A 12,235-nucleotide genomic window follows, 5' to 3' on the forward strand; every position below is an offset into this window, starting at 1 on the left:
CCGTGCCCGCCGCGCCGCACCGGCGACCGAACGACGAAGGAGCCGAAAATGAGTGTGACCCCCGTGAACGTGACCGTGACCGGCGCCGCCGGGCAGATCGGCTACGCCCTGCTGTTCCGCATCGCCTCCGGCCAGCTGCTGGGCCCGGACACGCCGGTGAAGCTGCGCCTGCTCGAGATCCCCCAGGGCGTCAAGGCCGCCGAGGGCACCGCGATGGAGCTCGAGGACGGCGCCTTCCCGCTGCTCGCCGGCATCGACATCTTCGACGACCCGCGCCAGGGCTTCGAGGGCGCCAACGTCGCTCTGCTCGTCGGCGCCCGCCCGCGCACGAAGGGCATGGAGCGCGGCGACCTTCTCGAGGCCAACGGTGGCATCTTCCGCCCGCAGGGCGAGGCCATCAACGCCGGCGCCGCCAGCGACATCCGCGTGCTGGTCGTCGGCAACCCCGCGAACACCAACGCGCTGATCGCCCAGTCGCATGCCCCCGACGTCCCGGCCGAGCGCTTCACCGCGATGACCCGCCTGGACCACAACCGCGCGCTGAGCCAGCTCGCGACGAAGACGTCCACGCCGGTGTCCGAGATCAAGAACCTCACGATCTGGGGCAACCACTCCGCCACGCAGTACCCGGACGTCTTCCACGCCACGGTGGCCGGCAAGCCCGCCGCCGACCTGGTGGACCAGGCGTGGCTGGAGAGCGAGTTCATCCCCACGGTCGCCAAGCGGGGCGCGGCGATCATCGAGGCGCGCGGGGCGTCGTCGGCCGCCTCGGCCGCCAACGCCGCCATCGACCACGTCTACGACTGGGTCACGGGCACGCCCGGGGACAGCTGGACCTCCGCCGCCATCGTCTCCGACGGCTCGTACGGCGTGCCCGAGGGCCTCATCTCCTCCTTCCCGGTGCGGGCCAAGGACGGGCGGTGGGAGATCGTGCAGGGGCTGGAGGTGGGCGACTTCTCCCGCGCGAAGATCGACGCCTCGGTGGCCGAGCTCGTCGAGGAGCGCGACGCGGTCAAGGGCCTCGGCCTGATCTGACGCTGCGCCGGCACGCGCCGGCTGCCTGCCGCGGCGCCCCGGTCCCCCTGTGCGGGGAGCGGGGCGCCGTCGGCCGTGCGGCGTGGCGTCGAGGGGCCGGCTGCCCGCGCGCGGTGGTGTCGCGAGGTGCGGCCGGGTCAGTAGCCGGCCCGCTGCAGGCACTCCTGGAGCGCCTGGGGGTTGTTGCCGTAGGTCTCGACGCAGCGCTGGAAGTCCGGGCCGAAGACCTCCGGCGCCACCTGCGAGATGAGGTAGGACCCGAAGATCGCCGAGCCGATGCCGAGCAGCACGGCGAGGGCACCGAGGACGATGCCGGCGATCGACTGCGACCGGTTGGTCGCCTCGCGACGCCGCACCCGGCCCAGCGCCACGGCGCCGAGGATGATGGCGACGATCCCGCCGAGCAGACCCAGCAGGCCGACGAACGGGACCCAGGCGACGAGCACGGACGCGATGCCGACGACGAGCGCCGCGACGCCCAGGCCGTTGCGCGGTCCGCCGTGGGGCCCGACGCCGTAGGGCCCGCCGGCGTACGTCACGCCGGGCTGCCCGTACTGCGCGGGCTGGCCGTACTGCCCCTGGCCGTACTGGTGGGGCTGACCGTACGCGCCCTGGCCGTACGGGTCGGGCTGGCCGGGCGAGCCCTCGCCGTACCGGGGTGGACCGGACTGGCCCTGCGGGGCGTACGGGCCCTCGTCACCGGCGCCCTGCTGACCCAGAGGGCCGCGCGGGTCGTAGCCGGGGCCGCCGTGCTGCGGCTCGCTGCCAGGGTCGTAGCCCCCGGAGGCCGGGCGCGCGTCGTGGGGGCCGCCGTCGGCGGGGGGCTCGTGCGGGCGGTCCGGGGGCGGTGCGGAGCTCATGATGAACCACTCTCCTCGGGGACACGTGGTCTCATCGTGGCACCGACGGCCCGCCCGCGTGGGAATGCGGGCCTGCGCGCCGCCCGCCCGACGGCGCCGCGGGCCTCACACCGGGGTGTGTCGCGTCCCGAGCCCGGGGCTCTCAGGAGAAGACGACGGTACGCCGCCCGTCGACGAGCACCCGGTGCTCCGCGTGCCAGCGCACCGCCCGCGCCAGGACCCGCCGCTCGACGTCCTGGCCACGGGCCACCATCTCGGTGACCTCGTCGGCATGGGTGACGCGCTCGACGTCCTGCTCGATGATCGGGCCCTCGTCCAGGTCGGCCGTGACGTAGTGCGCCGTCGCACCGATGAGCTTGACGCCGCGGGCGTGCGCCTGGGCGTACGGGCGGGCGCCCTTGAAGCTCGGCAGGAAGGAGTGGTGGATGTTGATGACGTTGCCGGCGAGCTCGCTGCAGACGTCGTCGGACAGGATCTGCATGTATCGGGCGAGCACCACCAGCTCGACGTCCTGCTCGCGCACGAGGGTCAGCAGCGCCCGCTCGGCCTCGTGCTTCGTCTCCTTCGTCACCGGGATGTGGTGGAACGGCGCGCCGTAGAAGGTCGCGATGGACTCCAGGTCCGGGTGGTTGGCGACGACGCCGACCACCTCGATGGGCAGGTCCTGGAACCGCTGACGGAACAGCAGGTCCACCAGGCAGTGCGGCTCCTTGGACGCCATGATCAGCGTCCGGACCGGGCGGCCAACCTCGTCCAGCTTCCACGTCATGTCGAACTCGCGCGCCACCGCCGTCAGCGCGCCCTCGAGCTCGGCCCGCGGCGCCGCCGTCTCCACCTGGACCCGCATGAAGAACAGTCCGGTGGAGGGGTCCCCGAACTGCTGCGACTCGGTGATGTTCCCACCGTGCTCGGCCAGCACGCCGGAGATGGCGTGCACGATCCCGGGCCGGTCCGGGCACGAGAGGGCGAGGACCAGGTGCTTAGCGCTCATCGCCGGAGACTAGCGCGGCGCCGGCCGGGCTCCGGTGCACCGTCCGAAAGGCGGGTACTGGCCGAGCGCCGGCCCGCCGGATGCCACACTGGCCCCATGGACGACGTCAGGATCGATCTCATCACCGACGACGAGGCGGGCGAGCTGCTCACCGTCCGGCGCGCGGCCTTCGTGACGGAGGCCCAGGTCTACGGTGACCCCAACCTTCCTGCGTTGACGCAGTCCCTCACCGAGCTCATCGCCGACATCGGCAGGCCGGAGGTCGTGACCCTGGGGGCGTGGCGCGGGCACCGCCTGGTGGGTTCGATCCGCGTCGAGCTCGAGGCCGAGCGCGCCAACCTCGGGCGCCTCGCCGTCGTGCCCGACCTCCAGGGGCGTGGCATTGGCACGCAGCTGCTCATGGCCGTGCTCGAGTACCTGCCCGAGCAGACCAAGGAGGTCTGGGTCTTCACGGGCCAGGACTCCAAGCAGAACCTGGCGATGTACGCCAAGAACGGCTACGAGCACCAGTACGACCAGCACACCGGCGACCTCACCTACGCCTACCTGCGCCGCATCCTCGGCGAGGGCGACCCCGACGAGGACGCGGGGCTCGGCGAGTCGGAGCTCTCCGGCCGCGCCTGAGCGGCCCCCCTCCCCGCCTCGAGCGGTCAAGTACTAGCACCCGCGCTCGAGGGATTGAGCGTTAGTACTTGACCGCTCGACGGCGGAGGGCGTCAGTACTTGACCGCTCGACGGCGGAGGGCGGAGAGCCGGGGGGCGGCGCGCATCCGGCGGCGGGCTTGGTAGTCTCGCACCGTCGCGACTGGCGCCTGAGGTGGGGAACCACCGGGGAGCGGCAAGCACCACCGATCTCGAGGTCGTCCGCCTGGGCCGAGAGTTACCACACCACGTGCTCGCGTGCGCCGTGTGCGTGAGCCGACCAGCGGAGGAAGCATGAGCCAGACCACCCCCCACGCGGACCTCACGTCCGTCGCGAACCAGTCGCTCGCCGAGTTGGACCCCGAGATCGCCGCCGTCCTCGATGGCGAGCTGACCCGCCAGCGCGACACCCTCGAGATGATCGCGAGCGAGAACTTCGTCCCCCGCGCCGTCCTGCAGGCGCAGGGCTCCGTGCTGACGAACAAGTACGCGGAGGGCTACCCCGGCCGGCGCTACTACGGCGGCTGCGAGCAGGTCGACATCGCCGAGAATCTCGCGATCGAGCGCGCCACGTCCCTCTTCGGTGCCGAGTACGCCAACGTCCAGCCGCACTCCGGCGCCCAGGCCAACGCCGCGGTCCTGCACGCGCTGGCCACGCCCGGCGACACCATCCTGGGCCTGAAACTCGCCCACGGCGGCCACCTCACGCACGGGATGAAGATCAACTTCTCCGGCAAGCTCTACAACGTCGCCGCCTACGGCGTGGACGAGCAGAGCCACCGCATCGAGATGGAGACGGTGCGCGCGCAGGCGCTCGAGGCCCGCCCCAAGGTCATCATCGCCGGCTGGTCCGCCTACCCCCGCCAGCTCGACTTCGCGGCCTTCCGGGAGATCGCCGACGAGGTCGGCGCCTACCTGTGGACGGACATGGCCCACTTCGCCGGGCTCGTCGCGGCCGGGCTGCACCCGTCGCCGGTGCCCTTCTCCGACGTCGTCTCCTCCACGGTCCACAAGACCCTCGGCGGCCCCCGCTCCGGCTTCCTCCTCGCCCGGGACAAGGAGGCGTTCGGCAAGAAGCTCGACTCCGCCGTCTTCCCGGGCCAGCAGGGCGGCCCGCTCATGCACGTCATCGCCGCCAAGGCCGTCGCGTTCAAGGTCGCGGCCGGCGCGGAGTTCAAGGACCGCCAGGTCCGCACCGTGGAGGGCGCCCGCATCATCGCCGAGCGTCTCCTCGAGCCGGACGTGCGCGAGGCGGGCGTCTCCCTCGTCACCGGCGGCACGGACGTGCACCTCGTCCTGGTCGACCTGCGCAGCTCGGCGCTGGACGGCCAGCAGGCCGAGGACCTCCTCCACGACGCCGGCATCACCGTCAACCGCAACGCGGTGCCCTTCGACCCGCGCCCCCCGCGCGTGACGTCGGGCCTGCGCATCGGCACCCCGGCCCTGGCCAGCCGGGGCTTCGGCGCCGCGGAGTTCACCGAGGTCGCCGACATCATCGCGACCACCCTGAAGGGCGGCGCCGCCACCGACGTCGAGGCGATGCGCGCGCGCGTCCGGGCCCTGACGGAGGCGTTCCCGCTCTACCCCGGCCTGCAGCAGTGACCGCGCGCACCCTCGACGGGCGCGCCACCGCGGCGACCATCAAGCGCGAGCTCGCCACGCGGGTCGCGGCGCTGGCCGAGCGCGGCCACACGCCGGGCCTGGGCACCGTGCTGGTGGGGGAGGACCCCGGCTCGAAGGCCTACGTGGCCGGCAAGCACCGCGACTGCGCCGAGGTCGGCATCGCCTCGATCCGCGTGGACCTGCCCGCCAGCGCCACGCAGGCCGACGTCGAGGTCGCCGTCGCGCGCCTGAACGCCGACCCGGCCTGCACCGGCTACATCGTGCAGCTGCCGCTGCCCAAGGGCATCGACACCAACGCGATCCTCGAGATGGTCGACCCAGCCAAGGACGCGGACGGCCTGCATCCGACCAACCTCGGGCGCCTGGTCCTGCGGGTCAACGAGCCGGTGACCTCGCCGCTGCCGTGCACGCCCCGCGCGGTCCTCGAGCTGCTGGCGCGCTACGACATCCCGCTGGCCGGCAGGGAGGTCTGCGTCGTCGGGCGCGGGACGACGGTGGGCCGCAGCATCGGGCTCCTGCTGACCCGCCGGGACGTCAACGCCACCGTCACCCTGACCCACACGGGCACGAAGGATCTGGCCAAGCACCTCGCCCAGGCCGACGTGGTCGTGGCCGCCGCCGGGCGCCCCGGCCTGATCACCGCGGACATGATCAAGCCGGGCGCCGTCGTCCTCGACGTCGGGGTCTCCCGCACCGTCGACCCGGCGACGGGCAAGTCCAAGCTCCACGGGGACGTGGCCTACGGCGTCGCCGCCGTGGCCTCCTGGCTCTCGCCCAACCCCGGCGGGGTCGGGCCCATGACCCGGGCGATGCTGCTGGCCAACGTGGTGGACGCCGCCGAGCAGGCGGCCGGGACCGCCCCCGACTGACGTGGCCGGCCCCTCGGGCCGCCGTCCCCGCGCCGGGACGGCGGCCCGAGGCGTCTCGACGTCCCGCGGAACGGCGAGTCCCGCTCGCGCGGGCCGGGCGGGCGTGTCCCGTCTGGGCGTGCAGCGGGCGGCCGGGTCCTGGGGGTCCAGCGTGCGCCCGCCGGTGATGTCGGTGCGATGGGCGAGAATGGTCCGGTGAAGATCGCCTCCGTCAACGTCAACGGCATCCGTGCCGCCTTCAAGAGGGGCATGGCCTCCTGGCTCGAGTCCCGCAACCCGGACGTGCTGCTCCTGCAGGAGGTCAGGGCCAACGACGACATCCTGGCCGAGCACCTGGGCGAGGGCTGGCACATCGCGCACCAGGCGAGCGACATCAAGGGGCGCGCCGGCGTCGCCGTCGCCTCGCGCCTGCCGGCGTCCGCCGTGCGGGTGGGGCTGGGCGACGAGCCGGAGGTCCCGGTGGACACCGGGCGCTGGGTGGAGATGGACGTCGAGCTCCCCGGCACCGACCGGCCGCTGACGCTGGTCTCGGTCTATGTCCACTCCGGCACCGTGGGCACCGAGAAGATGGACGCCAAGTACGCCCACCTGGACCGGGTGACCGCGCGCCTGGGCGAGCTCGCGGGGCAGGCGGCGGCGGGGGAGCGGGAGGTCGTCGTCGGCGGGGACCTCAACATCGTCCACCGGGAGGTGGACATCAGGAACTGGAAGGCCAACCACAACAAGACGTCCGGCGTCCTCGACGAGGAGATCGCCTACCTCGAGAAGTGGTTCGCCGACGGCTGGGTCGACCTGGGCCGGCGGCTCGGCGGGGACGGTCCCGGCCCGTTCACGTGGTGGTCCTGGCGCGGCAAGGCGTTCGACAACGACTCCGGGTGGCGCATCGACTACCAGCTCGCCACCCCGGGCGCGGCCGGGCGGGCCACGAGCGCCGCCGTCGACCGGGCCGACACCTACGACGGGCGTTTCTCCGATCACGCCCCGGTGGTCATGACGTACGACATCTGAGGCACTGTCAGTACCGGATCGCGTCGATGGGCCGCACCCGGACGGCGACCAGGGCGGGCAGCAGCCCGGCCAGGGCGCCGACGCCGGTCGCGGCGAGCAGCCCGGTGGTCGCCGCCGAGAGCGGGAACGCCGGGGTGTCCTGCAGGCTGAAGCCGAGCCACTGCTCCAGCGGGAGGTTCTGGACCACGACGATGGCGAGGCCGACGCCGACCGCGCCGGCCACCACCGTGGCCACCACGGACTCGAGCATGATCGAGAAGAACACCCGCCCCGACGTGGCGCCGAACGACCGGCGGATCCCGATCTCGCGGATGCGCTGGCGCACGGTGACGAGCGTGACGTTGACCAGGCTCAGCGCGCCCAGGAGCAGCACGAGTGTCCCGATCCCGAGGACGACGAGCCGGAACGTGTCGTTGAAGGCCTCCTGGCCGAACTGGTCGTTGCGGTAGATGTCGACCACGGCGCCCTCGCCGAGCGCCCCGGTCAGGTCCGCCCGGACGGTCTGCTCGGCGGCGTCGGCGAGCTCCGGGGACACCCACAGCTCCATCTGGGGCACGATGCCCATCGCGGGGTCCACGTCGGGCGCGCCGGACACGCGGGCGTAGGAGTCGTACAGGGCGAACGCCGCGGGGCCCTCGTCCTGCCAGCGGTTCGGCACCACCCCGACGACCACCATGGTGACCGGCCGGTCGCCGGGCAGCGTGACGGTCGGGTGCGCCTCGAGGCCCGGGGAGCCGATCCTGGTGAGGAACGCCTCGTTCACCACGAGCGCCGGCGCCAGGCGCTGCTCGTCCCCCTCGGCGAACCACGACCCCTCGGCCACCTGCACGCGGTGCATGGTGCCGTAGGGCTGGTCCACCAGCTGCAGCTGGCTGTCGATCGTGGCGCCCCCGGCGCGGAAGCGGCCCTGGGTCCACAGCATCACCGAGGCGTGGGTGACCTCGTAGCGCTCGGCCATCGCGCGCATGGCGGGGACGACGTCGGGGCCGCCGGGTGCGGCGCCGAACGCGTTGACCGTCAGGGTGGTCTGGCGGCCCGCGTCCCGGTCCAGCAGCTCCGTCTGGGCCTGCGCCGTCATCTCGCCCACCGCGAGGACGGCCGTCATCGCCGCCACGGACACGGCTACCCCCACCAGGGAGAGCAGCACGCGCAGCTTGTGCAGGCGCAGCTCCTCCCACGCCTCCACGAGCGCGCCGACGACGCCGGTCACCGGCTGCCGCCGACGTCGGAGGGGAGGGGGCCGGCCGCGGGGGCGCCGACGTCGGAGGAGAGCGGACCGGCGTGGGCGCCGACGTCGGAGCCCACGAGCGACTCCAGGGTCCCGCCGCTGCGCGGGGCGATGTCGATCGGGGTGAGCACCCCCTCGCCGAGCCGGAAGTGGCGGCGGGCGCGGGAGGCGACGGCGAGGTCGTGCGTGATCGCGATGAGCGCGGCCCCCGTGTCGGTGGCGATGGCGTCGAGCATGGCCACGATCTCCGAGCCGGTGTCCACGTCGAGGGCGCCGGTGGGCTCGTCGGCGAGGATCACCCGTGGCGAACGCACGAGGGCCCGGGCGATGGCCACCCGCTGCTGCTCCCCGCCGGAGAGCTGCGCGGGCATGGAGTCCAGGCGGTTTCCCAGGCCGACGCGCTCGAGCACCTCCGCGGCGATGCGCGTGCGGCGCCAGAACGTGCGGCCGCGGGCGTAGAGCAACGGGGCGACGACGTTCTCCAGGGCCGTGCGCCCGGGCAGGAGGTTGAACTGCTGGAAGACGAAGCCGAAGTCCTCCCCTCGCCGGCGCGCGCGGCGCCGGCCGCCGAGGCGGCCCACGTCGACGCCGTCGAGCAGGTACTCCCCGGTGGTGGGGGAGTCCAGCAGCCCGAGGATGTTGAGCAGGGTGGACTTGCCGGTGCCGGAGCGGCCGACGACGGAGACGTGCTCGCCGGCCTCGACGCTGAGGTCCACGCCCCGGAGGATGTGCAGCTCGCTCAGGTCCGGCAGCCGGACGGTGCGGGTGACGCCGCGGAGCTCGAGCAAAGCCATCAGAAGGCCTGCCCCATCATCCCGGGGCCTTCCACGGCCGGGACGTCACCGACGGGGATGAACTCGAGGACGGTGTCGCCCTCGGCCAGTCCCTCGGTGACCTGCACCATCTTCCCGTCGGTCAGGCCCAGGCTCACCTGCTTCATCTCGGGCTCGCCGCCGTCGTCGCCCACCACCCAGACGTTGCCGGTGGCGAACAGGCCCTGGACCGCCGTGACCGGCACGACGAGGACGTCGGTGGCCTGCCCGGCGGTGACGGTCATGGTGCCGGTGAGTCCGGGGAAGACGGTCGTGCCCGCCGGGACGGCGCAGCGGACCTGGACGGTCGCGCCCGGCGCCGCGGGGTCGGCGAACGGGTCGCCCGTCGGGGCCGCCGGGACCGTGGTGACGTCGGTGCCGGTGGACAGGCCGTTGCAGGTGAACGGCGCCGGACCGCCGCGCACCTCGACGCTGGCCTCGGACGGCGCGTCGAGGAGGCGGTACTGCTGCTCGGCCGAGAGCGGGCCGGCGACGGAGAAGGTGCCCGGGGTGACGGCGGCGACCACGTCACCGATGGCCACCTGCTGGTCGAGCATCACGCGCAGGGACACCGTGCCCGAGGCGGGGGCGACGACGGTGGAGCGGACCACGCGCGGCTTCTGCTCGACGACGGTGACGTTGCCGTCGGCGTCGACCCGCTCCACCGGGTCGACCGGGACCTCCTGGCGGATCTCCAGGAGCGCGGCGCCGGCCTCGACGTGGGCGCCGTCCGTGACGGCGAGGTAGCGCACCGCGCCCTCCTTGGCGGCCTTCGCCTCGACCGCCGGGTCCGGGACGACCGTGGCCTCGACGGTCACGGTGTTGGCCACCGTCCCGGTGGTGACGGTGGCGACCGGGTCGGTGAAGACCCCGCCCGGCTCGGCCGGCGCGCCGGGCGCCGCGGCGAGCCCCGCACCGCCGCTGAAGAACGCGAGCTTGACCAGCGCCACGGCGATGACCGCCCAGATCAGGATGCGCAGGGCGGGGAAGAGGAGGTGCTTCGCGAAGCCCATGTGATCACCCGGGAGTCGGGGGCGGCACCGGTGGCCACCCGTTTTACGACGGAACCTACCGGTATCGCAAGGCCCGTGGGCGCATTCCGGGGCGGTGACGGGTGCCCCGCGGTGGCTGGTGCCCGGCGGTGACGGAGCCGCCGGCGGTGACGGAGCCCGGGTGGGGCCCGGCGCCGTGCGGTCGCGGAGCCCGGGGGAGGCCGACGTCCCCGTCGGCCGGGCCTTGGCCGTCGGGTGGCACGTTCGGCACGGGTTGGGGCGGTGTGGGTTAGCGCCGCGCGGTTGCGCAGGTGAGGCAGGTGGTTGCTGCAGGGCGCGCCTGCAGGCGGGCCTCGGTGATCGGGCGGCCGCAGACCTCGCAGCGCCCGTAGGTCCCCGCTCGCAGCCGGTCGAGGGCCGCGTCCGCCTCGTCAACCGTTCGCCTGGCGCGCGCCGCCAGCGCGACCACCTGGGCCCGCTCGAAGCCGATGGTCGCACCCTCGGGATCGTGCTCGTCGTCCGTGTTGGCCCCCGCGGCGGCGGCGACGACGTCGTCGAAGCTGCGCCCGAGAGCGGCGAGGCGCTCCAGCGCGCCCGTGCGCAGGGCCTCCAGTCGCTCGCGGCGCTCGTCGGGCGCGGGCGGCGGCGTCGCGTCAGGCATCGGCGACCCGGCCCGCCGGTCCGGCGGCGGACGCCAGGAGGAAGGCCGGGGCGTGGAACCCCGCGCCGGCGAAGGCGCGCGCCACGGCGTCGGCGATGTCCTTCGCGTGCGCCGCCTCGACGAGGGCGACGGCCGAGCCGCCGAAGCCACCCCCGGTCATGCGCGCACCGTGCGCGCCGGCCGCGCGCGACGCGGTGACGGCGAGGTCGAGCTCGGGGGAGCTGATCTCGTAGTCGTCGCGTGCCGAGACGTGGGACGTGTCCAGGATCGCCCCGACCTGATCCAGCACCTCGCGCAGCGCGGCGCCGGGGTGGGCGCGCAGCAGCGCGGCGAGCTCGCGGACCCGGGCGATCTCGGTGACGACGTGGCGCACGCGCCGACGCTGCTCGTCGTCGTCGAGGCGTGCGAGCACGTCGTCGAGGGAGCCGCCGGCGGTGACGGCGTCCGCGACCACGCGCAGGGAGTCCACGCCCAGGCGCCGCGCGGCCTCCCGGCAGGCGGCCCGGCGGCTGGCGTACTGCCCGTCGACGAGCTGGTGCTCGGCGCGGGTGTCGATGACGAGGAGCGCCAGACCCGCCGGGGCGAGGTCGAACGGGACGTGCTCGACCGAGCCGTCGCGGCAGTCCAGGAGCAGGGCGTGCCCGTCTCGGGCGCGCAGGGCCGCGGCCTGGTCCATGCCGCCCGTAGGGGCACCGGCCACCTCGTTCTCCGCCCGCACGCAGGCGGCGGCCAGCCTCGCCCGCCCCATGTCGTCCGGGGTCGCGGCGGGACCGGCCAGGCCGAGGTCTGCCGCGTCGTCCAGGGCGACGGCGACGGCGCACTCCAGGGCCGCCGAGGAGCTCAGGCCGGCGCCGTAGGGGACGCAGGAGTCGACGGCGACGTCGAAGCCGGGCAGGTCGCGGGCCAGCCCCGCCTGCTCCAGCGCCCAGGCCACGCCGACGGCGTAGGCCGGCCAGCCGGGTACCGCGCCGCTGCCGCCCGCGGGGCCGACGGCGTCGAGGTCCTGGGAGCGCACCGCGGGTTGCCCGGTCGTGGGGTCCGGCGTGCCGGGCTCCTGGGCGCTGACGAGCCGGACCGGCCGGCCGGGCGGGGCGTCGGCGCGGGTGCGCAGCGCGACGAAGGTGCGGTGGGGCAGCGCGATGGGCAGGCAGAGGCCGTCGTTGTAGTCGGTGTGCTCGCCGACCAGGTTGACCCGGCCGGGCGCGGACCAGACGCCGTCGGGCGCCGCGTCGAAGGTCTGCGCGAAGAGGCCGCGGGCGCGTGCGGCGCCCTCGGGCTCGGGCCAGGCGGTGATGAGGTCGGCCGCGTCGGGCTGGGCCGCGCCGGGCACGGCCGCCCCGGGCACGGCCGGGCCGGGCTGGGCTGTGCCGGGCTGGGGTGTGCCCGGCGCGGGGGTGGTGGCCGGGGGTGTGGGGGGCTCGTCGGGCTGGTCGCGCATGACCTCGCGGAGGCGGTCGGCGATCTTCTCGGGGGTGGTGTCGGAGATCCAGGCGCCCATGCCGGACTCGGAGCCG

General features: G+C 74.4%; 12 protein-coding genes and 1 riboswitch. Of the genes, 5 read left to right on the plus strand and 7 right to left on the minus strand.

Features of this window, described 5'->3' with window-relative positions:
• The first annotated feature begins 48 nt into the window (after nt 1-48).
• Nucleotides 49-1,035 carry a malate dehydrogenase gene (locus EJK16_RS04205; RefSeq protein ID WP_127126668.1) on the plus strand — a complete coding sequence of 329 codons (987 nt, stop codon included), beginning with the start codon at nt 49-51 and terminating at the stop codon, nt 1,033-1,035.
• Between the two features lie 137 nt (nt 1,036-1,172).
• Here EJK16_RS04205 and EJK16_RS04210 read toward each other — a convergent pair whose 3' ends face one another.
• Together EJK16_RS04210 and purU are read right to left on the minus strand one after the other, a co-directional pair.
• Complete coding sequence (locus EJK16_RS04210; protein ID WP_127126670.1) at nt 1,173-1,895, minus strand: DUF4190 domain-containing protein; 723 nt, start codon at nt 1,893-1,895, stop codon at nt 1,173-1,175.
• Nucleotides 1,896-2,037: 142 nt separating this feature from the next.
• Nucleotides 2,038-2,886, minus strand: a complete 849-nt coding sequence (gene purU, locus EJK16_RS04215; RefSeq protein ID WP_127126672.1) for a formyltetrahydrofolate deformylase — start codon at nt 2,884-2,886, stop codon at nt 2,038-2,040.
• 96 nt (nt 2,887-2,982) lie between these two features.
• On the opposite strand from purU, the gene EJK16_RS04220 reads away from it, so the two are divergent.
• From EJK16_RS04220 to EJK16_RS04235, 4 genes are all read left to right on the plus strand, one after another.
• Entirely contained in the window at nt 2,983-3,510 is a 528-nt protein-coding gene (locus EJK16_RS04220) for a GNAT family N-acetyltransferase (RefSeq protein ID WP_127126674.1), read from the plus strand.
• Nucleotides 3,511-3,677: 167 nt separating this feature from the next.
• Nucleotides 3,678-3,767, plus strand: a riboswitch (ZMP/ZTP riboswitch).
• Between the two features lie 55 nt (nt 3,768-3,822).
• Entirely contained in the window at nt 3,823-5,130 is a 1,308-nt protein-coding gene (gene glyA, locus EJK16_RS04225; protein WP_127126676.1) for a serine hydroxymethyltransferase, read from the plus strand.
• Nucleotides 5,127-6,020: a bifunctional methylenetetrahydrofolate dehydrogenase/methenyltetrahydrofolate cyclohydrolase gene (locus EJK16_RS04230; protein WP_127126677.1), complete on the plus strand. Its 894-nt coding sequence runs from the start codon at nt 5,127-5,129 to the stop codon at nt 6,018-6,020. The genes glyA and EJK16_RS04230 overlap by 4 nt, the downstream gene beginning before the upstream one ends.
• A gap of 177 nt (nt 6,021-6,197) precedes the next feature.
• The gene (locus tag EJK16_RS04235; RefSeq protein ID WP_127126679.1) at nt 6,198-7,028 is read left to right on the plus strand and encodes an exodeoxyribonuclease III; all 831 of its coding nucleotides are present in this window, start codon (nt 6,198-6,200) and stop codon (nt 7,026-7,028) included.
• Nucleotides 7,029-7,035: 7 nt separating this feature from the next.
• Here EJK16_RS04235 and EJK16_RS04240 read toward each other — a convergent pair whose 3' ends face one another.
• The 5 genes from EJK16_RS04240 to galK all read right to left on the minus strand — a co-directional run bounded on the left by EJK16_RS04240 (nt 7,036) and on the right by galK (nt 12,219).
• Nucleotides 7,036-8,238, minus strand: a complete 1,203-nt coding sequence (locus EJK16_RS04240; RefSeq protein WP_127126681.1) for an ABC transporter permease — start codon at nt 8,236-8,238, stop codon at nt 7,036-7,038.
• On the minus strand, nt 8,235-9,050 hold the full coding sequence (locus EJK16_RS04245) for an ABC transporter ATP-binding protein (protein WP_127126683.1): 816 nt from the start codon (nt 9,048-9,050) through the stop codon (nt 8,235-8,237). Before EJK16_RS04245 ends, EJK16_RS04240 begins: the two co-directional genes overlap by 4 nt.
• Nucleotides 9,050-10,081, minus strand: coding sequence for an efflux RND transporter periplasmic adaptor subunit (locus EJK16_RS04250; RefSeq protein WP_127126685.1), 1,032 nt, complete (start codon nt 10,079-10,081; stop codon nt 9,050-9,052). The genes EJK16_RS04245 and EJK16_RS04250 overlap by 1 nt, the downstream gene beginning before the upstream one ends.
• Before the next feature lie 268 nt (nt 10,082-10,349).
• Nucleotides 10,350-10,721 (minus strand): TraR/DksA C4-type zinc finger protein, encoded by a 372-nt coding sequence (locus EJK16_RS04255; protein ID WP_127126687.1) that lies wholly within the window; start codon nt 10,719-10,721, stop codon nt 10,350-10,352.
• Nucleotides 10,714-12,219 carry a galactokinase gene (galK, locus tag EJK16_RS04260; RefSeq protein WP_240645768.1) on the minus strand — a complete coding sequence of 502 codons (1,506 nt, stop codon included), beginning with the start codon at nt 12,217-12,219 and terminating at the stop codon, nt 10,714-10,716. Before galK ends, EJK16_RS04255 begins: the two co-directional genes overlap by 8 nt.
• Nucleotides 12,220-12,235 lie beyond the last annotated feature (16 nt).

This window comes from Georgenia sp. SYP-B2076 (genome assembly GCF_003991205.1).
Classification (GTDB): Bacteria; Actinomycetota; Actinomycetes; order Actinomycetales; family Actinomycetaceae; genus Georgenia.

What these genes read in the sequence shown, in the direction of transcription:
- EJK16_RS04205 (WP_127126668.1), top strand. Translation starts at nt 49, where the DNA reads ATGAGTGTGACCCCCGTGAACGTGACCGTGACCGGCGCCGCCGGGCAG.
- EJK16_RS04210 (WP_127126670.1), bottom strand. Translation starts at nt 1,895, where the DNA reads ATGAGCTCCGCACCGCCCCCGGACCGCCCGCACGAGCCCCCCGCCGAC.
- purU (WP_127126672.1), bottom strand. Translation starts at nt 2,886, where the DNA reads ATGAGCGCTAAGCACCTGGTCCTCGCCCTCTCGTGCCCGGACCGGCCC.
- EJK16_RS04220 (WP_127126674.1), top strand. Translation starts at nt 2,983, where the DNA reads ATGGACGACGTCAGGATCGATCTCATCACCGACGACGAGGCGGGCGAG.
- glyA (WP_127126676.1), top strand. Translation starts at nt 3,823, where the DNA reads ATGAGCCAGACCACCCCCCACGCGGACCTCACGTCCGTCGCGAACCAG.
- EJK16_RS04235 (WP_127126679.1), top strand. Translation starts at nt 6,198, where the DNA reads ATGGGCGAGAATGGTCCGGTGAAGATCGCCTCCGTCAACGTCAACGGC.
- EJK16_RS04245 (WP_127126683.1), bottom strand. Translation starts at nt 9,050, where the DNA reads ATGGCTTTGCTCGAGCTCCGCGGCGTCACCCGCACCGTCCGGCTGCCG.
- EJK16_RS04250 (WP_127126685.1), bottom strand. Translation starts at nt 10,081, where the DNA reads ATGGGCTTCGCGAAGCACCTCCTCTTCCCCGCCCTGCGCATCCTGATC.
- EJK16_RS04255 (WP_127126687.1), bottom strand. Translation starts at nt 10,721, where the DNA reads ATGCCTGACGCGACGCCGCCGCCCGCGCCCGACGAGCGCCGCGAGCGA.
- galK (WP_240645768.1), bottom strand. Translation starts at nt 12,219, where the DNA reads ATGGGCGCCTGGATCTCCGACACCACCCCCGAGAAGATCGCCGACCGC.